This window comes from Kitasatospora sp. NPDC036993 (assembly GCF_055607525.1).
On sequence record NZ_JBVJRP010000004.1, the window covers coordinates 535730 to 555513 of the forward strand.

At 73.8% G+C, this 19784-nt stretch carries 22 protein-coding genes; 8 read left to right on the forward strand and 14 right to left on the reverse strand.

The window, feature by feature from the left end:
- Positions 1-12: 12 nt before the first annotated feature.
- A complete protein-coding gene (locus tag ACZ7C5_RS11560; protein WP_401091341.1) occupies positions 13-1290 on the forward strand; it encodes a thymidine phosphorylase in 1278 nt (425 codons plus the stop codon).
- A gap of 46 nt (positions 1291-1336) precedes the next feature.
- On the forward strand, positions 1337-1558 hold the full coding sequence (locus ACZ7C5_RS11565; RefSeq protein ID WP_401091343.1) for a type II toxin-antitoxin system RelE/ParE family toxin: 222 nt from the start codon (positions 1337-1339) through the stop codon (positions 1556-1558).
- 37 nt (positions 1559-1595) lie between these two features.
- On the opposite strand, the gene ACZ7C5_RS11570 is transcribed toward ACZ7C5_RS11565, so the two are convergent.
- Genes ACZ7C5_RS11570 through ACZ7C5_RS11585 form a run of 4 tightly spaced genes read right to left on the reverse strand, consistent with a single transcriptional unit; the run spans position 1596 to position 4159 of the window.
- Positions 1596-2150, reverse strand: coding sequence for a Uma2 family endonuclease (locus ACZ7C5_RS11570; protein ID WP_470322455.1), 555 nt, complete (start codon positions 2148-2150; stop codon positions 1596-1598).
- 25 nt (positions 2151-2175) lie between these two features.
- Positions 2176-2469, reverse strand: coding sequence for a hypothetical protein (locus tag ACZ7C5_RS11575; RefSeq protein ID WP_401091347.1), 294 nt, complete (start codon positions 2467-2469; stop codon positions 2176-2178).
- On the reverse strand, positions 2456-2809 hold the full coding sequence (locus ACZ7C5_RS11580; protein WP_401091348.1) for an AbrB/MazE/SpoVT family DNA-binding domain-containing protein: 354 nt from the start codon (positions 2807-2809) through the stop codon (positions 2456-2458). The genes ACZ7C5_RS11575 and ACZ7C5_RS11580 overlap by 14 nt, the downstream gene beginning before the upstream one ends.
- A gap of 51 nt (positions 2810-2860) precedes the next feature.
- Positions 2861-4159, reverse strand: a complete 1299-nt coding sequence (locus tag ACZ7C5_RS11585; protein WP_401091350.1) for an MFS transporter — start codon at positions 4157-4159, stop codon at positions 2861-2863.
- A gap of 92 nt (positions 4160-4251) precedes the next feature.
- Between ACZ7C5_RS11585 and ACZ7C5_RS11590 the strand changes: the two genes are divergently transcribed.
- The 3 genes from ACZ7C5_RS11590 (at position 4252) to ACZ7C5_RS11600 (ending at position 7116) form a co-directional block, all read left to right on the forward strand.
- Positions 4252-5220: a LysR family transcriptional regulator gene (locus ACZ7C5_RS11590; protein ID WP_188295224.1), complete on the forward strand. Its 969-nt coding sequence runs from the start codon at positions 4252-4254 to the stop codon at positions 5218-5220.
- Between the two features lie 140 nt (positions 5221-5360).
- Positions 5361-6518 carry an adenosine deaminase gene (locus ACZ7C5_RS11595; RefSeq protein WP_401091352.1) on the forward strand — a complete coding sequence of 386 codons (1158 nt, stop codon included), beginning with the start codon at positions 5361-5363 and terminating at the stop codon, positions 6516-6518.
- 226 nt (positions 6519-6744) lie between these two features.
- Positions 6745-7116 carry an ATP-binding protein gene (locus ACZ7C5_RS11600; RefSeq protein ID WP_401091354.1) on the forward strand — a complete coding sequence of 124 codons (372 nt, stop codon included), beginning with the start codon at positions 6745-6747 and terminating at the stop codon, positions 7114-7116.
- Between the two features lie 215 nt (positions 7117-7331).
- On the opposite strand, the gene ACZ7C5_RS11605 is transcribed toward ACZ7C5_RS11600, so the two are convergent.
- Positions 7332-7517: a PspC domain-containing protein gene (locus ACZ7C5_RS11605; RefSeq protein WP_188295222.1), complete on the reverse strand. Its 186-nt coding sequence runs from the start codon at positions 7515-7517 to the stop codon at positions 7332-7334.
- 371 nt (positions 7518-7888) lie between these two features.
- Between ACZ7C5_RS11605 and ACZ7C5_RS11610 the strand changes: the two genes are divergently transcribed.
- A complete protein-coding gene (locus ACZ7C5_RS11610) occupies positions 7889-9298 on the forward strand; it encodes a hypothetical protein (RefSeq protein WP_470322456.1) in 1410 nt (469 codons plus the stop codon).
- A 231-nt stretch (positions 9299-9529) separates the two neighbouring features.
- Positions 9530-10201: a PhzF family phenazine biosynthesis protein gene (locus tag ACZ7C5_RS11615; RefSeq protein WP_470322457.1), complete on the forward strand. Its 672-nt coding sequence runs from the start codon at positions 9530-9532 to the stop codon at positions 10199-10201.
- On the opposite strand, the gene ACZ7C5_RS11620 is transcribed toward ACZ7C5_RS11615, so the two are convergent.
- From ACZ7C5_RS11620 to ACZ7C5_RS11635, 4 genes are all read right to left on the reverse strand, one after another.
- Positions 10171-10653: a VanZ family protein gene (locus ACZ7C5_RS11620; protein WP_401091360.1), complete on the reverse strand. Its 483-nt coding sequence runs from the start codon at positions 10651-10653 to the stop codon at positions 10171-10173. The genes ACZ7C5_RS11615 and ACZ7C5_RS11620 overlap by 31 nt on opposite strands.
- Positions 10654-10891: 238 nt before the next feature.
- Positions 10892-11239 (reverse strand): hypothetical protein, encoded by a 348-nt coding sequence (locus tag ACZ7C5_RS11625; protein WP_401091362.1) that lies wholly within the window; start codon positions 11237-11239, stop codon positions 10892-10894.
- A complete protein-coding gene (locus tag ACZ7C5_RS11630; protein ID WP_401091364.1) occupies positions 11236-12780 on the reverse strand; it encodes an ATP-binding protein in 1545 nt (514 codons plus the stop codon). The genes ACZ7C5_RS11625 and ACZ7C5_RS11630 overlap by 4 nt, the downstream gene beginning before the upstream one ends.
- 61 nt (positions 12781-12841) lie before the next feature.
- Positions 12842-13519 (reverse strand): response regulator, encoded by a 678-nt coding sequence (locus tag ACZ7C5_RS11635; RefSeq protein ID WP_188296432.1) that lies wholly within the window; start codon positions 13517-13519, stop codon positions 12842-12844.
- 269 nt (positions 13520-13788) lie between these two features.
- Between ACZ7C5_RS11635 and ACZ7C5_RS11640 the strand changes: the two genes are divergently transcribed.
- The gene (locus tag ACZ7C5_RS11640; protein WP_470322458.1) at positions 13789-14772 is read left to right on the forward strand and encodes a SigE family RNA polymerase sigma factor; all 984 of its coding nucleotides are present in this window, start codon (positions 13789-13791) and stop codon (positions 14770-14772) included.
- 241 nt (positions 14773-15013) lie between these two features.
- Here the strand turns inward: ACZ7C5_RS11640 and ACZ7C5_RS11645 are convergent, their stop codons facing one another.
- The 5 genes from ACZ7C5_RS11645 to deoC all read right to left on the reverse strand — a co-directional run bounded on the left by ACZ7C5_RS11645 (position 15014) and on the right by deoC (position 19784).
- Positions 15014-15637 (reverse strand): ATP-binding protein, encoded by a 624-nt coding sequence (locus tag ACZ7C5_RS11645; protein ID WP_470322470.1) that lies wholly within the window; start codon positions 15635-15637, stop codon positions 15014-15016.
- Positions 15638-15708: 71 nt separating this feature from the next.
- Complete coding sequence (locus ACZ7C5_RS11650) at positions 15709-16119, reverse strand: hypothetical protein (protein WP_470322459.1); 411 nt, start codon at positions 16117-16119, stop codon at positions 15709-15711.
- A 296-nt stretch (positions 16120-16415) separates the two neighbouring features.
- On the reverse strand, positions 16416-17318 hold the full coding sequence (locus ACZ7C5_RS11655; RefSeq protein WP_401091371.1) for an aldehyde dehydrogenase family protein: 903 nt from the start codon (positions 17316-17318) through the stop codon (positions 16416-16418).
- The gene (locus ACZ7C5_RS11660; RefSeq protein ID WP_401091372.1) at positions 17311-18792 is read right to left on the reverse strand and encodes an aldehyde dehydrogenase family protein; all 1482 of its coding nucleotides are present in this window, start codon (positions 18790-18792) and stop codon (positions 17311-17313) included. Before ACZ7C5_RS11660 ends, ACZ7C5_RS11655 begins: the two co-directional genes overlap by 8 nt.
- A 5-nt stretch (positions 18793-18797) precedes the next feature.
- Positions 18798-19784 (reverse strand): deoxyribose-phosphate aldolase, encoded by a 987-nt coding sequence (gene deoC, locus ACZ7C5_RS11665; RefSeq protein WP_470322460.1) that lies wholly within the window; start codon positions 19782-19784, stop codon positions 18798-18800.

Sequence of the window (19784 nt, forward strand, 5' to 3'; positions counted from 1 at the left end):
CTTGGAGCACGCATGGACGCCATCTCCGTCATCAGGACCAAGCGCGATCGCGGAGAGCTGAGCGACGCTCAGATCGACTGGGTCATCGACGCCTACACCCGCGGCGAGGTCGCCGACGAGCAGATGTCCGCGTTGGCGATGGCGATCCTGCTCAACGGGATGCAGTCGCGCGAGATCAGCCGCTGGACCGACGCCATGATCCGCTCCGGCGTCCGGATGGACTTCTCCTCGCTGCCGCTGCCCACCAGCGACAAGCACTCCACCGGCGGCGTCGGCGACAAGATCACCCTGCCGCTCGCCCCGCTGGTCGCCGCCTGCGGCGCCGCCGTCCCGCAGCTGTCCGGCCGCGGCCTCGGCCACACCGGCGGCACCCTGGACAAGCTGGAGTCCATCCCCGGCTGGCGCGCCCTGCTCTCCAACGAGGAGATGCTCGACGTGCTGCGCTCCGTCGGCGCGGTGATCTGCGCCGCGGGTGACGGCCTCGCGCCGGCCGACAAGAAGCTGTACGCGCTGCGCGACGTCACCGGCACCGTCGAGGCGATCCCGCTGATCGCCTCCTCGATCATGTCCAAGAAGATCGCCGAGGGTACCGGCGCGCTGGTCCTGGACGTCAAGGTCGGCTCCGGGGCGTTCATGAAGAACCTGGACGACGCCCGCGAACTGGCCCGCACCATGGTCGGCCTGGGCACCACCGCCGGGGTCAACACCGTCGCCCTGCTCACCGACATGTCCACCCCGCTCGGCCTCACCGCGGGCAACGCGCTGGAGGTCAGGGAGTCCCTGGAGGTGCTGGCGGGCGGCGGCCCGGCCGACGTCGTCGAGCTGACCCTCGCGCTCGCCCGCGAGATGCTCGCCGCGGCCGGCGTGCACGGCAAGGACCCGGCGGACGCGCTGCGCGACGGCTCCGCGATGGACCACTGGCGCCGCATGATCGCCGCCCAGGGCGGCGACGTGGACGCCCCGCTCCCGGTCGCCCGCGAGCAGCACGTCATCCCGGCGCCCGCCTCCGGCGTGCTCACCGCGCTGGACGCCTACGCGATCGGCGTCTGCGCCTGGCGCCTGGGCGCCGGCCGCGCCCGCAAGGAGGACCCGGTCCAGGCCGGCGCCGGCGTCGAGATGCACGCCAAGCCGGGCGACACCGTGGTGGCGGGCCGGCCCCTGCTGACCCTGCACACCGACACCCCGGAGCGCTTCGACTACGCGATCGAGGCCCTGTCCGGCGCCATCGAGGTCGCCCCGGCGGGCACGGCGTTCACTCCGGACCCGATCGTCCTCGACCGCATCGCGTAGTCATACGACTACTCCGTGTGCGGCGGTGTGGTCTACGCTGCCGCACATGGGAGTCGACCGCTTCGTGGTCGAGATCGAACCTGAGGTCCGTGACTGGCTCGCGGCGCTTCCGGCGCGGCACTATGCCGGCGTTGAGGATCACCTCGATTACCTGGCAGAGCATCCGACGACACTTGGTGAGCCGCTCTCGCGGCACCTGGGCGGGCCATTGCGGGAGCTTCGGGGCCGGAGCTTCGCTTCCAGACTCCGGTCGCCTGAACGCCGCTGAGGAGCCCGCACCCGCCCCCGGGTGCGGGCTCCTTCGCTCAGGCGTACGTCCGCAGGACGCCCGTGTCGAGGGTCCAGGGGCCGACGGTGACGATGTCGCCGAAGGCGAACTCCTTGCGGCGGGTGTAGCCGGGCTCGTCGTGGATGATTCCGGTGCCCTTGCGGGGGTCGACCAGGAGATACATCGGGATGCCCATGGCCGAGTAGTCGCGGACCTTGCCGTGGTAGTCGTTCTCAGGGTTGGACTTGGAGACGATTTCCACGACCAGAAGGATCTCGTGAGGGAGGAGAGCCGGCTTGTCGTCGTCCAGATTCGCCTCGGGAAACACCATCAGGTCCGGGTTCCGGAGCCGGCCGAGGCCGACATCCTCCAAGTCCGCGCCGCCGTGGGCGATGTAGCCGGGATGGGTCTGGGCCAGCTGGGTGTTGAGCTGTCGCGCCAGACGGATGACGGCGAGCTCGCGGCGCCTCACGGGCGACATCCTCATGACGATCTCGCCGTCCGCGATCTCGATCTTCCCTATCCCTGGAATCCGGGGCAGCTGGTCGGCGATCTCACGCAACCGGGCGAACGCGGCGGGATCGATGCTCACGCCCGGAGTGTATCGGCGGCCGCGGTCAGGGGCGGTGGAAGACGTCGTGGGTGCCGATCCGGCGCCAGACGATGTGCGGCTCGCCGTCCTGGACGGAGGCGCCGTAGCTGAAGGTCGCCCGGCCGTCGGGGGCCCAGGTCAGCTCCCAGACGTCCGGATGCCCCTGCATCTTCTTCACCCGGAGGCTCCGCCGAAAGCCCTGCCCGGCCCGCAGGTCGGTGACGAACTGGGCGACGGCGACGAGGGAGGCGGCCTTCTGCGCCGGGGTCAGGCCCTTCCAGTCGCGTAGGAAGTGGGCCAGCGACTCATACGTCGGCACGGCGCTTGATCTCCTCCAGGTCCAGCCCGGCCTCGTCGGCGAGCGACTGCAGGAAGGAGTCGCCGTCCTGGAACACGTCCCCGCGCTCGCCCGTGGCGATGGCGGCCTCGACCTCCTGCTCCTTCTCCTGCCAGGCGGGGCTCCAGAACCAGGCCTGGTCGTCGGGGATCACGGAGGCCGGGGTCAGGACGATGCGGCCGTCCTCGACCGCGACCACCAGCTGATCGCCCTCCTGGAGGTCCAACTGCTCTCTTATCTCCTGGGGGATGGTGACCACGCCCTTCTTCCGCACGGGTGTGGACACCAGGTGGGGGCGACGGCGGCGCTTGAGGTCTGCCATAGGGAAAGTCTACCTGGCGGAAAGTCTGCCCGGCTGCCCGAGTGCTCGCCCTCACGCCCGGGAGCGTGCCGAGGTCATCCGCCGCGCCGCGTGGGCCTGGCGGGTGGCGTAGAGGGTGACGGCGGCGGCGAGGGCCATGGCGGTGAGGCCGACGGTGGCGGCGCCGGGCCAGCCGGTGGCGTGGTAGGCGTCCGCGCCGAGGGTGCCGCCGACGCTGTTGCCGAGGTAGTAGGCGATCAGATACAGGGCGGAGGCCTGGGCGCGGCCCTCGGTGGCGGTGCGGCCGACCGAGGAGGAGGCGGTGGCGTGGCCGGCGAAGAAGCCGGCGGTGATCAGGACCAGGCCGAGCAGGGCGCAGACCAGGGACTCGGCGAGGGAGAGCAGCAGGCCGGCCGCGGTCACGCCGACGGAGACGTAGAGGGCGCCGCGCCGGCCGAGCCGGGCGGAGAGCCGGCCGGCCGCGGCGGAGGTGCCGGTGCCGACCAGGTAGACCACGAAGATCGAGGCGGCGATCGACTCCGGCAGGTGGAACGGCGCGCCGATCAGCCGGTAGCCGACGGTGTTGTAGACCGCGCCGAACACCGCCATGAACAGCATTCCGAGCAGGTACAGCCGTACCAGCAGCGGGTTGCGCAGGTGCCGTCCGACGGTGCGGGTGAGCGCGCGGGCGTCCACCGAGGCCGGGGTGAAGTGGCGGGCGGCAGGGATCAGCAGCCGGAAGGCGAGGGTGGCGAGCAGGGCGAGGACGGCGGAGGCGGCGAGGCCCCAGCGCCAGCCGAGCCCGGCGGCGGTCCAGCCGGAGATCAGCCGCCCGCCCATCCCGCCGATGCTGTTGCCGGCCACGTACAGGCCCATCGCGGAGGGCAGCGCGCCGGGGCGGACCTCCTCGGCGAGGTAGGCCATGGCGGTGGCGGGGAGTCCGGCTAGGGCGGCGCCCTGGAGGACCCGCAGCGTGACGAGGGTGGTGAGGTCGGGGGCGAACGGCAGGGCGAGGGCGAGCGCGGAGGCGGCGAGGGTGGAGGCCGTCATCACCGCGGTGCGGCCGTACCTGTCGGACAGCGCGCTGGCCGGGAGCAGCCCGAGGGCGAGGCCGAGGGTGGCGGCGGAGGCCGTCCAGCTGGCCTGGCCGGGGGTGAGGTCGAGGTCGGCCGAGAGGACCGGCAGCAGGCCCTGGGTGGAGTAGAGCAGGACGAAGGTCGCGACGCCGGCGGCGAACAGGGCGAGGTTGGCGCGGCGGAAGGCGCGCTGCCCGGGGCCGAGGCGGTCGTCCGCGGGGGCGGCCGAGGGGGAGGGGTCGGGGGCGGGGGCATCCGGGGCGGTCACGGATGCCCTGGTATCGGAGGGCTGCATGGCGTCGACGGTAGGCCTGCCGCCTTTGATGCGTCCAATGCATGAAGCGGGGATGATCGATGCACTGGCGTATGAGTCGAGGTGGTGACGGAATGGCGGGTGCCGAACCGGTGGACGGCGGCGAGCAGCGGTACCGGGTCGCCGAGTTGGGGCCGGAGGAGCCGGCCGTGCTGCTGGCGCCACGGCTGGCCCGGTTCGCGGCGGTGGCCCGGCTGGAGCACGTGACCCAGGCGGCGGCGCTGCTCGGGGTGCCGCAGCCGACGCTGTCGCGCGCGGTGGCCGGGCTGGAGGAGGACCTGGGGGTGGACCTGCTGGCCCGTCAGGGCCGTACGGTCCGGCTGACCAGGGCGGGCCGGCTGCTGCTGGCCTCGGTGGAGCGGGCGCTGGCCGAGGTGGAGCGCGGCGCCGCGGCGGCCAGGGCGGCGGCGGACCCGGCGGTGGGCCTGGTGGCCTTCGGGTTCCTGCACACGATGGGGCCGGACGCGGTGCCGGCGCTGCTGCGGGGCTTCCGGGCGGCGCACCCGCGGGTGCGGTTCCAGCTGGTGCAGGACTACGGCGCGGCGATGCTGGAGCGTTTGCGGGCGGGGGAGTTGGACCTCTGCCTGGTCGCGCCGCTGCCGGAGGACCCGGCGTTCACCGCCCGCCTGCTGGACGAGCAGCGGCTGAACCTGGTCGTCCCGGCGGACCACCGGCTGGCCGGGCGGCGGCGGATCCGGCTGGCGGAGGTGGCCGAGGAGCCGTTCGTCGGGCTGGAGCAGGGGTACGGGCTGCGCGCGATCACGGACGGCTTCTGCGCGGAGGCGGGCTTCGTCCCCAGGCCGGCGTTCGAGGGCGAGGAGGCGGAGACGCTGCGCGGGCTGGTGGCGGCCGGGCTGGGGGTGGCGCTGCTGCCGCCGGCCCTGGTGCCGCGGCCCGGGGTGGTGGAGCTGGAGGTGACGGCGCCGCGCACCCGGCGGGCGATCGGGCTGGCCTGGGTGGCGGGGCGGCCGCTGAGCCCGCCGGCCGCGGCCTTCCGGGACTTCGTGCTCTCCCGGCGCGGGCGGTTGTTGCAGCACGACTGACGTCTTTGCGAGCGCTCGCCGCGACGGGCTGACGCTTTGGTGGATCGTATGGACCGGGCGGTGGAATTCCCGGTGGAGTTTGGACCATCCGGTGGTGTCGGCGGTGGTGGGTCTACGCGCGTAGGGGCTATATTTCCGCAATGGAACAGCAGATCCCCGTCACCACCGCGGGCACGGGCCCGCGCATCCCCACCGCCGACCAGATCCGCCGCGCGCCGAAGGTCCTCCTGCACGACCACCTGGACGGCGGGCTGCGCCCGGAGACCGTGGTCGAGCTGGCCGCCGCCTGCGGCTACCAGGGCCTGCCCACCACCGACCCCAAGGAGCTCGGCGAGTGGTTCCGCGAGGCCGCCGACTCCGGCTCGCTGGTCCGCTACCTGGAGACCTTCGCGCACACCTGCGCCGTGATGCAGACCCGTGCGGCGCTGATCAAGGTCGCCGCGGACTGCGCCGAGGACCTGGCCGCCGACGGCGTCGTGTACGCCGAGGTCCGCTACGCCCCCGAGCAGCACCTGGAGGCCGGGCTGACCCTGGACGAGGTCGTCGAGGCCGTCCAGGAGGGCTTCCGCCTCGGCGAGGCCAACGCCCGCGAGGCCGGCCACCGGATCCGCGTCGGCACCCTGCTGACCGCGATGCGGCACGCCGCCCGCTCCACCGAGATCGCCGAACTGGCCAACCGCTACCGGGACCAGGGCGTGGTCGGCTTCGACATCGCGGGCGCCGAGGCCGGCTACCCCCCCACCCGCCACCAGGCCGCCTTCGACTACCTCAAGGGCGAGAACAACCACTTCACGATCCACGCGGGCGAGGCCTTCGGCCTGCCGTCGATCTGGGAGGCCCTCCAGTGCTGCGGCGCCGACCGGCTCGGCCACGGGGTGCGGATCGTCGACGACATCACGGTCGGCGAGGACGGCGGCGTCGAGCTCGGCCGGCTGGCCGCGTACGTGCGCGACAAGCGCATCCCGCTGGAGATGTGCCCGACCTCCAACATCCAGACCGGCGCCGCCTCCTCCTACACCGAGCACCCGATCGGGCTGCTCAGCCGGCTGAAGTTCCGGGTCACCGTGAACACCGACAACCGGCTGATGAGCGGCACCAGCATGAGCCGGGAGTTCGGCCACGTGGTGGAGGCCTTCGGCTACACGCTGGGGGACCTGGAGTGGTTCACGGTGAACGCGATGAAGTCCGCGTTCCTGCCCTTCGACGAGCGGCTGGCGATGATCAGCGACGTGATCAAGCCGGGGTACGCCGAGCTGAAGGCGGAGTGGCTGTTCAGCGCGGGCACCGGCGGCAACTGAGCCGGTGGGCTAGGTGCCGGTCCGGCCGGTCGGATGAACGCGACGTTCCTGCAAGCGAGTTGGCGTTCATCCGACTACTCACTCGGGTGAGTGAACACCCTTTGGTTCCCGCGCGACCTGCTCACTACGGTGTGCCAGTCACTGCCGACACGCGCCGCGACGGTCGCCCGTCCGTCGCTCCCTCGCGCGAAGTCGGCCACCGACGAGGACCCAAAGGGGACCAACCATGAAGCAGGCTCTCAAGGCCGCCGGCACCGCGGCTCTCGGCATCGCCATCGCGGCGGTCGGCGCCGGCGCCGCCTCCGCGGCTGACGGCCAGGCGGCCGGCGGCCTCGGGCTGCCCACCGGGGCGCTCACCAACCCCGCGGTGACCGGCGCGGTCACCGACACCGCAGCCAAGCTGCCCGGGGCCGACAAGGTCACCGGCACGCTGGGCACCCTCGCCCCGACCGTCGGCAAGGCCGTCCCGGCCGGCGACACCCCGCTGGCCGGCGTCACCCAGCAGCGCGCCGCCCTCCCGACCGTCCCGGGCCTGGACAAGACCCCGGTCGGCGGGCTGACCGGTCTGCTCCCGGGCCTCCCCGGTCTGGCCGGCTGAGCCGGAACCCACGGCACGGCGACGGGCCGTCCACCCCGGGGATCCCGGGGCGGGCGGCCCGTCGGCGTTCGCCGGGGTCGCGGCGTCCGCCGGGCCGTGCCCGCCGGGCCCGGCGGGCACGCACTCGGCACGTCTCCCGGCCGCCCCGCTCACGTCTCCCGGTCGCCCGGCGCGCGGCCCCGGGCCACACCGGTCGCGGCCCCAGGCCGCCCGGCTCACGGTTCCTGGGGGAGCAGCAGCCAGAGGGCCAGGTAGAGCAGGAACTGCGGTCCTGGCAGCAGGCAGGAGAGCAGGAAGATCAGCCGGACGGTCCACGGGGTCAGGCCGAAGCGTTCGGCGATCCCGGCGCAGACGCCGGCGAGGACACGGTTGTGGCGGGGACGGGCGAGACGCGCACTCATGGCCTACTCCGTACGGTGGCGGCCCGGTCCGGGCGGTCCGGCGGGCTACTTCCATGGTCCGTCGCCGTCGGCCGGGGAACCTCCGTCCAGCAGGTGATTTCCCAGCCCCGAGGGGTCGCCGGGGTGGCGTAGCCGGGTGTCGGGGTCGTTCTCAGGGTGACCCTGAGGGAGGGGGGAGCCTCCTCGGACATCCGGGCCGGAAGGGTGTCGGGCCGGGTCCGTTCGGGAGCCGGGAAGCGGCTCGATAGGATGCCGCCGATCGCAGTCGGCCGGGGGGCGGACCAAGAGACCGGCATTGTTGTGGAATGACCTCTCGTGCAAGCGATTTCACGTCCTGACGGGTTCCATCCGAATTCTCTCGTGAGGTTGAGTTGCGCATTCGGCACCGCAGACTCCTGGCCGCGACCGCTGCCGTCGCGCTGGCCTCCGCCCTGGCCGTGGTCGAGGCTCCGGCCGGCTCCGCCGCGGAGGAGGCCGTCCTGGCGGTCCGGGACGTCCAGCCCCGGCCGTCGCCGGTCGTGATCGCCTTCAGCGGCCTTCCCGGCACCGTCCGGGCGGGCGGCGCGCCGGTGGAGTTCTCCGTGACGCTCAGGAACACCGCCGACCACCTGGTGTCCGTCCCGTCCTCGGCCTTCGCCGTCGGGGACACCGGCACCGGCGCCCGGCAGAGCCAGTTCAGGCTGGAGTACCAGTCGCCCGGCGGCACCCGGTGGCAGGACGCCCGGGTGGACGCCGCGGACGCCCGGGCCCGCTGGACGTTCGACCAGCCCGCCGTGCTGTCGCTGGCGGCCGGCGCCGAGGCCGGCTACCGGCTGCGGCTCACCGTCACCGCCGACGCCCCGGCCGGCCGGGTGACGCCGGGCTTCGACTCCGTGGTCTCCGATCCGGCCCTGCCGCCGGAGCAGCGCACCACGTCGGCGAGCAGCGGCCACCCGGACCTGGTCATAGCCCCGGCGGTGGCGCCCACCACCCCGCTCACCACCCCGCCCACGACCCCGCCGGCCACCCCCGCGGCCGCCGTGGAGGTCGGGTTCGACTCGGTGCCCGTCTCCTTCACCGCGGGCGCGGAGGCGAAGCCGTTCAGGCTGGTCCTCACCAACCGGAGCGGCCGGCCGCTGCGGGTCCTGCCCGCGGTCGTGTTCCAGGGGGAGTCCGAACTCCCGTCGGACGTGGTCGGGTTGGAGTTCCGTGCCGCCGACGGGCAGTGGCGGGGAGCCACCCGCGTCGGCAGCCAGGAGCACCCGACCTGGCTCTACTGCACGCTGCGGACCGGGGACAGGAACACCGACACCGTCACGCTGGCGAACGGCGAGAGCCACACGATCGAGCTCCGGCTGGCCTTCACCAAGGACGCTCCGCCCCGCGCCGAATCCCTGACGGCCCTCGCGGGCACCCTGCCCGGGGAGGGTGAGAGCGCGGCCGAGGCGGTGGGCCAGGAGGCCGACTTCATCATCGTGGCCGCGGCGACCGCCCCGCCCGCGCCGGCCTCCTCGGCCACCGGCCGGGCCCCGGTCGCGACCGAGCCGTCCACCGCCCCGGTCGTCCCGGCCGCGGCGGCCGCGGCGCCCGTCCCGGTGGTGCCGAGCCCGGCAACCGGCGGCCCGCGGCCGGTCGCCGCCGCTGCCCCGGAGCCCGGCAACCGGCTGGCCTCCACCGGTGGCGGTACGGCCGCGGAGCCGATGGCGATCACCGGCGTGACCGCGATCGCCCTCGGCATCGGCACCCTGGTGGTGGCGCGCCGACGCAACCGGGTGCGGGGCGGTGCCGGGAGGCGCTTCTGACGGGCCTTCCGGCGCCCGTACGGAGGGCGCGGCGCGCTCGCCCGCCCCGGGCCCGCCGCCGCTTGGCGCCGCCGCGCTCGACGAGCGCCTCCGTCGAGGCGATGATCCGTCGGGACCGGCGAGACCGGCGAGGCAGTCAGGACCGTCAGGACCGGCGGGACGGCCTGCGGCGCGGCCTCCGCGTCAGGCTGTCATCGCACGGTGCCGGAGCGGCGATCGAAGAGGTGGGGAATGACGGAGTTCGAGGTGTTGCGGGTCTTCTGCGGGCCCGGCGGGAGCCACGGGAACGAACTCGGCGTGGTGCGCGACGGCGCCGCCGTGCCGGAGCGCGCGGACCGGCAGCGGATCGCGCGCGAACTCGGGTACAGCGAGACGGTGTTCGTCGACGACCCGGAGCGCGGGGAGATCGACATCTACACCCCGTCGGTGCGCCTGCCGTTCGCCGGCCACCCGTGCGTGGGCGCCGCCTGGCTGCTCGGGGTGGACCGGCTGGTCACCGCGGCCGGGGAGGTGGCCGTCCGGCGCGAGGACGGGCTGACCCGGATCGCGGCCCGCCCGGAGTGGCTCTCGGGCCGGACGCTGCGGCGGTACGGCTCGGCGGCCGAGGTGGAGGCGCTGGAGGTGCCGCCGCCGGGGGAGTGGGTCTACGCCTGGGCCTGGCGGGACGAGGCGGCCGGCACCGTGCGGGCGCGCGCCTTCCCCGGGCGGGGCGACGGGATCGACGAGGACGAGGCGACCGGTGCGGCCGCCCTGCTGCTGGCCGCGAGCCTGGGCCGGCCGCTGACGATCACCCAGGGCCGGGGCTCGCGGCTGCTGGCCGGGCCGCGCGGCGGGCTGGTCGAGGTCGGCGGCCTGGTGGTCCGGGGCCGGGCTCAGCGGGCGGGCGGCGTCGGTTCGGCGTAGGCCCTCCGCCGGCCGGCGGACCCTCCGGCCGGCCGGAGGGCGGCGGCGACCGGGGTGACGGCCGGCCCCGGCGGCACGGAGAGCACCGTCAGCCGGGGCGTCGGCGGCCGCCGGTCCCGCAGCAGGTGCCGCAGGCCGGGGACGAGCGCGAGGTGGACGACGGCCACGCCGACGACGGCGAGCAGGATGTGGTCCACGTTGAGGACGTGCCCCGGCGCCCAGGAGGAGAGGAACTCCAGCCCGGTGGCCAGCAGCGCGGACGCGCCGGTGGTGCGCAGGAAGGACGGCAGCCAGCGTGCCCGGAGCCGGCCGCCGGCCAGCGGGAGCAGGACTCCGAGCGGGGCCAGCAGCAGGAGTTCGCCGACCACCTGCCAGCCGGTCGAGGAGCGGAGCGAGGCGAGCGGCGTCAGGTTGGCGTCGTACACCCAGGTCACCGGAATCGGTCTCAGCACCAGCCAGAGCACCAGCGCCAGGTGGCCGGTGAGACCTGCCAGCCCGGCCGCTCGGAGGGGACGGTGGGCGGCCGCCGCCGGGCTTCTGTCGGTCCCCGCGCCGGAACGCTCGTCGCGTGTCCTGGTGCCATCTCGCTGCACGGGGGGAAGGACGTGAGCCGACGGCACGTCGGTTCCACACCGGGCGTGAACATTCCGAACGCGCCCCTCCAGGGCGGTCCCCGCCCCCTCCGGACAACTACTTGCAGGGCGAGGACGTCGGCACCGCGCCGAACACGTTGTCCGGCGGCGGGCTGCCCGGCGGCACCGGGCTGGGCGACGGGCTCGGGCTCGCGGCGGCCTTGGCGCCGCGGGCCTGGGTCACGGTCGGGGCCGGGCCCGGCGGGGTGACCAGGGCCGCCGGTATGTGCGGGGTGGTCGGGCAGGCCGTCCGGCTGGCGGGCGCGCCGGCGTCGACCGGTACGGCGGTCGGCCGGATGCCGCAGCCGGAGGCCAGCGCGAGCAGCAGCAGCACGCCGGCGCCGCGCCGCAGGGCGGTGCGGGTGGCGGCCGGGTCGGTGCGGGGGGTGCTGGTGGGGGTGGTCACGTGGCGTCCTTGTCCTCGGCGGCGTCGCCGGCGGGGCCGCCCCCGGCCTCGCCCGCGGACGGCGGAGGGGGCGGGGCCAGCGGCAGGGTCAGGGTGAACACCGCGCCGACCTCCCCGTTCGCCGCGGTGATCGTCCCCCCGTGTATCTGCGCGTTGGCCATCGCGATCGACAGCCCGAGGCCGCTGCCCTCCGAGCGCGCCCGCCCCCGGTCGGCCTTGTAGAAGCGGTCGAAGACGTGCGGCAGCACGTCCTCGGGGATGCCGGGGCCGCTGTCGGAGACCTCGACCACGACCGAGTCCCCGTCCTGCCGGACCCCGACCCGCACCGGCGAGCCGCCGTGCTTCAGCGCGTTGCCGATCAGGTTGGCGAAGACCACGTCGAGCCGGCGCGGGTCGACCACGGCCAGGATGCCGCGCGGGGCGTCCAGTTCGACCGCGTCGTACCAGGCCCGGCCGTCGATGCAGGACATGATCAGGTCGGCGATGTCCACCTCGTCGGCGACCAGCCTGGCGGTGCCGGCGTCGAAGCGGGTCACCTCCATCAGGTTCTCCACGAGGTCGGACAGCCGCCTGGTCTCGCTGACCACGAGCCGGACGGCCGGCTCGATCATCGGGTCCAGCGACTCGGCCTCGTCCTCCAGGATGTCGGTGACGGCGGTCATCGCGGTCAGCGGGGTGCGCAGCTCGTGCGACATGTCGGCGACGAACCGCCGGCTCTGCGCCTCGCGCGCGCTCAGCTCCTCGACCTGCTCGTGCAGCGACTCCGCGGCCCGGTTGAACGTCCGGGCCAGGTCGGCGAGTTCGTCCGAGCCCTCGACCTCCAGACGGGTGTCGAGACGCCCCTCGCCGAGCCGCCGGGCGGCGTCCCCGAGCCGCTTGACCGGCCGCAGCACGGTGGCCGAGGCGGCCTGGGCCAGCAGCGCCGAGCCGATCAGCGCGAGCAGGGTGGCGATGGCCAGTGACCAGCCCAGGGTGTTGAGGTCGGCCCGCTCGTTCTCCAGTGACTTGAACATGTACGCCGTCGGACCGCTCGGCACCACCTTGGTGCCGCCGATCACGAACGGCCGGCCCTCCAGGTTCTGCCGCTGCCAGTACAGGTGGTACGGGTACGGGTTGTTCTCGTTGAGCTCGCGCGGCTTGGCGACGGCGGTCTGCAACGGGGCCGGGACGTCGGCCAGGGTGAAGTTCGCGGGGTCGGAGGATGCCGTGCACTCCGGGTGGGCCGGGTCGACCACCACCACGTCGTACGTCAGGCCGGAGCTGGCCACGGTGGACGCCAGCCCGGCCAGCTCCGGGCAGCTCGCGTTCAGCGGCAGCTCGGAGACGTTGCGGGTGAGCGAGACCCGGAAGTCGTTCAGCGCCGTGTCCTGGGCGCGCTTGAGCACCGCGTCGCGGTTCAGCCAGTACGCGATGCCGGAGGCCGAGACGGCGGCGAGCAGCGCGACGGCCGCGAACACCGCGATCAGCCGCACCCGCAGGGAGCGCAGCCGACGCCACCGGCCGGTCGGGAACCGCCGGGCAGTCGTCTGATGGTCAGTCACAGGAGCCTGTCGTGGTACGGGAGTTCAGGGGGCGGGTGGGGCTGGTCGGAAGCGTTCCTGGTCACGCCGGCGGATCCAGCCGGTAGCCCACCCCCCGGACGGTGCGGATCAGCGTCGGCGCGGACGGCACGTCCTCGACCTTGGCCCGCAGCCGCTGCACGCACGCGTCCACCAGACGGGAGTCGCCGAGGTAGTCGTGCTCCCAGACCAGCCGCAGCAGTTGCTGGCGGGAGAGCGCCTGCCCCGGGCGGCGGCTGAGCTCCAGCAGCAGCCGCAGTTCGGTCGGGGTGAGCTGGAGGTCCAGCCCGTCCTTGGTGACGGTCATCGCCGCCCGGTCGATCACCACGCTGCCGTACGCGGAGGAGTCCGAGCTCTCCCGCTCGCCGCGGCGCAGCACGGCCCGGATCCTGGCATCCAGCACGCGTGGCTGGACCGGCTTCACCACGTAGTCGTCCGCGCCGGACTCCAGGCCCACCACCACGTCGATGTCGTCGGAGCGGGCGGTGAGCAGGATGATCGGCAGCTGGTCGGTGCGGCGGATCCGGCGGCACACCTCGAAGCCGTCGATCCCGGGCAGCATCACGTCCAGCACGATCAGGTCGGGCCGCTGCTCCTTGAAGAGCCTCAGACCGTCCTCACCGGAGGCGGCGGTGGCCACGCGGTGGCCCTGGCGGGTGAGGGCGAGGTCGAGGCCGGTCCGGATGGCGTCGTCGTCCTCGATCAGTAGGAGGAAAGGCACGGCCCCATTTTGGCCCACCCGCAGCCGTGAATCACCCCCCGGACCGATCACCTTCCCCGCGGGAACCGGAAGGAGGGCCACCGGCGTCCGGAACGGAGGGAAGCGAACCGGGGTCTCCGGCCCGCTCCTGTGACACCCCTGTGACAGTCGGCGGACAGCGCCATCACAACCGGCGGGCAGGATTTTCCGTGTCGCCGCAGGACAGCGGGCCGGAAGGCCGGCTGAAGGGCGGCTACCGGAACCGCTCGTACCGACCCAGGGGGCGCACGATGAACGCCACGCTTCAGACCCGGACCAACCCGGCTGTCCGCACCGCGCGTTCGTCAGCCACGTCCACCCAGACCCGGTACGAGGTCAGGACCGACGAGAACTCCGGTGCCGTGACCGTGCGGGGGTGCGCGCACAGCACCGGTGGAAACCCTGTCGCCCGTCGGGTGAGCGGCGGCGGCAGGACGGGGGAGCTGTACGGAATCGGCCGGCTGGGGAGTTCGGCCGACTCCGCAGGCACCCTCACGCTGCGGGGGATCCTCCCCGTCCGCGTCGAGGGCAAGGACGCCCCGGGGGGGAACCGGGGGACCGGGGGGAACGGTCCGCGGACGGCCGGCTCGGGGGAGCCGGCCGGTCGCGAGGCCGCCGGTGCGACGCTGCTGCGGCTGAACCCCGCCGCGGCCCGCACCACCGAGGCCGGACAGGAAGGCGCGCAGGGGGAGCACCCGGCCGTCGCGGAGGACCACATCACGGAGTTCACCGCGTACGTGCGGGAGCGCCGCGCCTCCCTGTACGCCACGGCCTACCACCTGACCGGTGACCGCTACGAGGCCGAGGACCTGCTGCAGAGCGCGCTCTTCAGCACCTACCGCGCCTGGGGCCGGATCACCGACAAGGCCGCGGTCGGCGGGTACCTCCGCCGCACCATGACCAACCTGCACATCTCCGCCTGGCGGCGCCGCAAGGTCAACGAGTACCCGACCGAGGAGCTGCCGGAGACGGCCGGCGACACCGACGCGATGGGCGGCACCGAGCTGCGCACCGTGCTCTGGCAGGCGCTGGCGAAGCTGCCGGAGAACCAGCGCACCATGCTGGTGCTGCGGTACTACGAGGGCAAGACCGACCCGGAGATCGCCGACGTGCTGGGGATCAGCGTCGGCACGGTCAAGAGCAGCATCTGGCGCGCCCTGCGCCGGCTGCGCGAGGACGAGCACCTGAACAAGTCGGGCGACACCGTCCGGGCGTTCGGCGAGCTGGTCGCGTAACGAGGACTCCCGTCGGGGGACGGGTAGCGGACGGTCACGGTCCGGGGGCAGCGGCTCGGGGGAGCATGCCCGTGGGGGAGCCGAGGACCGTCCAGGGAAGGCGAAGGGCCCGGTGCGGGGGAGACGCACCGGGCCTTCGTCGTGCCCTGGAGCCGGCCCGGGTGCGGACGGCGGCTTCGGACGGCGGCTTCGGACCGTGACTCCGTTGCGCGGCTCCGGAGCGGGGCCCGGGACCGCGGGGTCAGGCCGCGGAGAGTTCGGTGGCCATGGTCGTGGCGCGGATCCGCCGCTCGGCCTCGGGGCCGGCGCACGCGTACGAGCCGAGTGCCACCTGCCGTCCGACGATGGACCGTTCGGCCCGCATCAGCCGCAGGCCCCGGCGCAGCAGCACCGGCAGCGACTTGCGGCCCTCCCTGACGTCCCGGCGCAGCCGGCGCCAGGCCGTGGTGAGCGAGCCGTTGCGCAGGCACAGGGCGTCGCCGAGCAGGCCGAGGCCGGCGCACTCGGTGGTGATCTCGGCGGCGAATATGCCCTCCGCGATGAACGCGGCGGCCCCGCCCAGCTCCAGGCCGCGGGTGCCGGTCCTGCCGTTGTCCGGGATCGAGTACACCGGGACGTCCGTGCGGCCGTGCTCGTGCAGGGCGCGGATGGCGGCGACGGCCTGGTCACGGTGCCAGGCCAGCGGGGAGTCCCAGTCGACGGCGCCGTCCGGCAGCCGCGGCAGGGTCGGGTCGTCCCCGTCCTTGTAGAAGTCGTCGAGCTGGAGCACCGGCAGACCGCTGCGCTCGGCCAGCGAGGACTTCCCCGACCCGGAGGGCCCGGAGAGCAGGATCACCCGGGCATGCGCGGCCGGTGCGGGGTTCATGGGGGAGTCACTCACGGGACACCAGTCTGACGCATCCCGGCCGGTTGCCGAAACCTGCCGGTCCCGGCCTTCTACCGCGACGGCGGCTGTGACTGCGCCTGCGGGTCGGCGAGGGCGACGTGGACCATCGGGAGGTAGCGGCTGTCCACCTGGAGGTACACCGGCTCCTCGGTGCCGGGCGGCCGGTAGGCGGTGGCGGCCCAGTCCTGGCTGTGCCAGGTGTCGGGCTCGGGATCGTGGAAGGTGCCGCCGGCGGACAGTTCGCGCCGGCCGGTGTCGCGGGCGACGAGGGCCACGGTGCCGGCGCCCGGCGTGATGTGCAGGCTGCCGTTGACGTACCCGGGCTGCCGGCCGGACCGGGCCGAGCAGGGCACCCGGACCGGGCGGCCGGCGGCCAGCCGGCGAGTGGTGCGGGCCACGTGCCACCTGCGGTAGAAGCCGTCCGCGAACAGTGCCATCAGCTCGCCGATGAACTCGCCCATCGTCCCCCCCGGTCGATTCCGTCACCGGCGATTCTGGCCGGGGCGGACGGGCGCGCGGGAGCGCCGAAAGTCGGCGGCACGGCCGACGAAAGTCGACGGGAGGCCGACGGGCGCCGACCGGCAACGGCTGGAATGCCGGGCGGCACCGGAACACCCCGGAACGCCGACGGACCCACGCCAGGGGGGGAGAGGCGCGGGTCCGTCCTGTGACCGTCCGGGCCCTGGGGGGGTGAGGGCACTGGGGACGGCCAGTCTGTGGAGTTGTGCTGTCGTTCCGTCGGGCGGAGCGGCGGAGGTCAGATCCCCATCGGGTGCCAGACCGTCTTGGTCTCCAGGAACGAGAGTAGCCGGTCCGTACCGGGCGCATTGGTCCAGTCCTGGGCGAACGGGTCCAGCACGGGACGGACTACCCGCTTCAGGGTATCCGCAGCGGCGGCTTCCAGCGCCTGCGCCGCGCCGGGGCCGTCGGTGGCGATCGCCCCGGTGAGGTCCAGCGCGTTGACGTCCTGGTGCGAGGCCAGGGTGGGGGCGATGTCCGCGGTCCGGCCCGAGACGAGGTTGACCACGCCGCCCGGGACGTCCGAGGTGGCCAGCACCTCGCCCAGCGACAGCGCGGGCAGCGGGGCGTCCGCGGCGGCCGCGACCACGACCGTGTTGCCGGTGGCGATCGCCGGGGCGATCACCGAGACCAGGCCGAGCAGCGAGTGCCCGTACCCGGCCTGCGGGGCGACGATCCCGACCACGCCGGTCGGCTCCGGGGTGGAGAGGTTGAAGAACGGCCCGGCGACCGGGTTGGCGCCGCCCGCGATCTGGGCGACCTTGTCGGTCCAGCCCGCGTACCAGACCCAGCGGTCGATCGCGGCGTCCACCAGGGCGGCGGCCTTCTTCGGGCCGATGCCCTCGGAGACGGCCACCTCGGTGGCGAACTGCTCGCGCCGGCCCTGGAGCATCTCGGCCACCCGGTACAGCACCTGGCCGCGGTTGTACGCGGTGGCGCCGGCCCAGCCCTTGACCGCCTTGCGGGCGGCCACGACGGCGTCGCGGGCGTCCTTGCGGGTGCCCAGCGGGACGTTGGCGAGCCATGCGCCCTTCGAGTCCGTCACCTCGTACACCCGCCCGCTCTCGGAGCGCGGGAACTTCCCGCCGACGTACAGCTTGTAGGTCTTGAGGACGTCAAGACGCGTTGCGACATCAGACATCGAGGTAGGCCTCCAGACCGTGGCGGCCACCCTCGCGGCCGTAGCCCGACTCCTTGTAGCCGCCGAACGGCGAGGTCGGGTCGAACTTGTTGAAGGTGTTGGCCCAGACCACGCCGGCCCTGAGCCGGCTCGCCATCCAGAGGATGCGCGAGCCCTTCTCCGTCCAGATGCCGGCGGAGAGGCCGTACGGGGTGTTGTTGGCCTTCTCGACCGCCTCGGCGGGGGTGCGGAAGGTCAGCACCGACAGGACCGGGCCGAAGATCTCCTCCTGGGCGATCCGGTGGGCCTGGCTCACGCCGGTGAACAGGGTCGGCTTGAACCAGAAGCCGGTGCCGGGGAGGTCGCAGGCCGGCGACCAGCGCTCCGCGCCCTCGGCCTCGCCGGCCTCGGTCAGGGCGGTGATCCTGGCCAGCTGCTCGGCCGAGTTGATGGCGCCGATGTCGGTGTTCTTGTCCAGCGGGTCGCCGACCCGCAGGGTGGCCATCCGGCGCTTCAGGGCGTCCAGCACCTCGTCCTGGACCGACTCCTGGACCAGCAGGCGCGAACCCGCGCAGCAGACGTGGCCCTGGTTGAAGAAGATGCCGTTGACGATGCCCTCGACCGCCTGGTCGATCGGCGCGTCGTCGAAGACGATGTTCGCGGCCTTGCCGCCCAGCTCCAGCGAGAGCTTCTTGCGGGTGCCGGCCAGCTGCCTGGCGATGGCCCGGCCGACCGGGGTGGAGCCGGTGAAGGCGACCTTGTTGACGTCCGGGTGCGCGGTGAGCGCCGCGCCGGTGCGGCCGTCGCCGGTGACGATGTTGACGACGCCCTTCGGCAGACCGGCCTGGCGGCAGATCTCGGCGAAGCGCAGCGCGGTCAGCGGGGTGGTCTCGGCCGGCTTCAGGACGACCGTGTTGCCGGTCGCCAGCGCGGGCGCGATCTTCCAGGCCAGCATCAGCAGCGGGAAGTTCCACGGGATGACCTGGCCGGCCACGCCCAGCGGCTTCGGGGCGGGGCCGAAGCCGGCGTGGTCCAGCTTGTCGGCCCAGCCCGCGTAGTAGAAGAAGTGCGCGGCGACCAGCGGCAGGTCGACGTCGCGGGTCTCGCGGATCGGCTTGCCGTTGTCGATCGACTCCAGCACGGCCAGCTCGCGGCTGCGCTCCTGGACGATCCGGGCGATCCGGAACAGGTACTTGGCGCGCTCGCTGCCGGGCAGCGCCGACCAGCCGGCGAAGGCCTTGCGGGCGGCGGCGACCGCGCGGTCGACGTCCTCCTCGGTGCCCCGGGCGAACTCGGCGAGCACCTGCTCGGTGGCCGGGTTGACCGTCTTCAGGGCCTCCTTGCCGGAGGAGTCGACGAACTCGCCGCCGATGAAGTGGCCGTAGGAGCTGGCGATGTCGCCGGCGGCCGCGGGGGACTCCGGTGCCGGGGCGTAGGCGAAGAGGCCGCCGGCGGGCTTGGCCGCGGGCTCCTCGGTGTTCTTCTTCTTGGCCATGGTGATCAGTCCACCGTCACGTAGTCGGGGCCGGAGTAGCGGCCGGTGGCCAGCTTCTGGCGCTGCATCAGCAGGTCGTTGAGCAGGCTGGAGGCGCCGAAGCGGAACCAGTGCGGGGTCAGCCAGTCGTCGCCGAGGGTCTCGTTGACCATCACCAGGTACTTCATGGCGTCCTTGGTGGTGCGGATGCCGCCGGCGGGCTTGACGCCGACCTGGACGCCGGTGGCCGCGCGGAAGTCGCGGACCGCCTCCAGCATCAGCAGGGTGACCGGCGGGGTCGCGTTGACGGCGACCTTGCCGGTGGAGGTCTTGATGAAGTCGGCGCCGGCCAGCATCGCCAGCCAGGAGACCCGGCGGACGTTGTCGTAGGTCTGGAGCTCACCGGTCTCGAAGATCACCTTGAGGTGGGCGGAGCTGCCGTCGGGGCGCTGGCACGCCTCCTTGACCGCGAGGATCTCGTTGAAGACGTCGAGGTAGCGGCCGGAGAGGAAGGCGCCGCGGTCGATCACCATGTCGATCTCGTCGGCGCCCGCGGCCACCGCGTCGGCGGTGTCGGCGAGCTTGACCGGGAGGGCGGCGCGGCCGGCCGGGAAGGCGGTGGCCACCGAGGCGACCTGGATGCCGGTGCCCTTCAGGGCGGCCTTCGCGGTGGCGACCATGTCCGGGTAGACGCAGATGGCGGCGACACGGGGGGTGGTCGGGTCGGTCGGGTCGGGGGTCCTGCCCTTGGCGCACAGGGCGCGCACCTTGCCGACCGTGTCCGCGCCTTCCAACGTGGTCAGGTCGATCATCGAGATCGCCAGGTCGATGGCGTACGCCTTCGCCGTGGTCTTGATCGAGCGGGTACCGAGAGTGGCGGCACGCGCCTCCAGGCCGACCTGGTCGACGCCGGGCAGGCCGTGCAGGAAACGGCGGAGCGAGGCCTCGGACGCCGCAACGTCCTGAAGGCCGCTGCCCGCAACGCCGAGGGCATTGGCTGCAACAGTGGACAT

Coding starts and splice junctions, on each gene's coding strand:
- ACZ7C5_RS11580 (WP_401091348.1), bottom strand. CDS start 2,809: ATGGCAGACCTCAAGCGCCGCCGTCGCCCCCACCTGGTGTCCACACCC.
- ACZ7C5_RS11600 (WP_401091354.1), top strand. CDS start 6,745: ATGAAGCAGGCTCTCAAGGCCGCCGGCACCGCGGCTCTCGGCATCGCC.
- ACZ7C5_RS11660 (WP_401091372.1), bottom strand. CDS start 18,792: ATGGCCAAGAAGAAGAACACCGAGGAGCCCGCGGCCAAGCCCGCCGGC.
- ACZ7C5_RS11650 (WP_470322459.1), bottom strand. CDS start 16,119: ATGGGCGAGTTCATCGGCGAGCTGATGGCACTGTTCGCGGACGGCTTC.
- deoC (WP_470322460.1), bottom strand. CDS start 19,784: ATGTCCACTGTTGCAGCCAATGCCCTCGGCGTTGCGGGCAGCGGCCTT.
- ACZ7C5_RS11560 (WP_401091341.1), top strand. CDS start 13: ATGGACGCCATCTCCGTCATCAGGACCAAGCGCGATCGCGGAGAGCTG.
- ACZ7C5_RS11565 (WP_401091343.1), top strand. CDS start 1,337: ATGGGAGTCGACCGCTTCGTGGTCGAGATCGAACCTGAGGTCCGTGAC.
- ACZ7C5_RS11640 (WP_470322458.1), top strand. CDS start 13,789: ATGAACGCCACGCTTCAGACCCGGACCAACCCGGCTGTCCGCACCGCG.
- ACZ7C5_RS11645 (WP_470322470.1), bottom strand. CDS start 15,637: ATGAACCCCGCACCGGCCGCGCATGCCCGGGTGATCCTGCTCTCCGGG.
- ACZ7C5_RS11615 (WP_470322457.1), top strand. CDS start 9,530: ATGACGGAGTTCGAGGTGTTGCGGGTCTTCTGCGGGCCCGGCGGGAGC.
- ACZ7C5_RS11590 (WP_188295224.1), top strand. CDS start 4,252: ATGGCGGGTGCCGAACCGGTGGACGGCGGCGAGCAGCGGTACCGGGTC.
- ACZ7C5_RS11605 (WP_188295222.1), bottom strand. CDS start 7,517: ATGAGTGCGCGTCTCGCCCGTCCCCGCCACAACCGTGTCCTCGCCGGC.
- ACZ7C5_RS11655 (WP_401091371.1), bottom strand. CDS start 17,318: ATGTCTGATGTCGCAACGCGTCTTGACGTCCTCAAGACCTACAAGCTG.
- ACZ7C5_RS11585 (WP_401091350.1), bottom strand. CDS start 4,159: ATGCAGCCCTCCGATACCAGGGCATCCGTGACCGCCCCGGATGCCCCC.
- ACZ7C5_RS11595 (WP_401091352.1), top strand. CDS start 5,361: ATGGAACAGCAGATCCCCGTCACCACCGCGGGCACGGGCCCGCGCATC.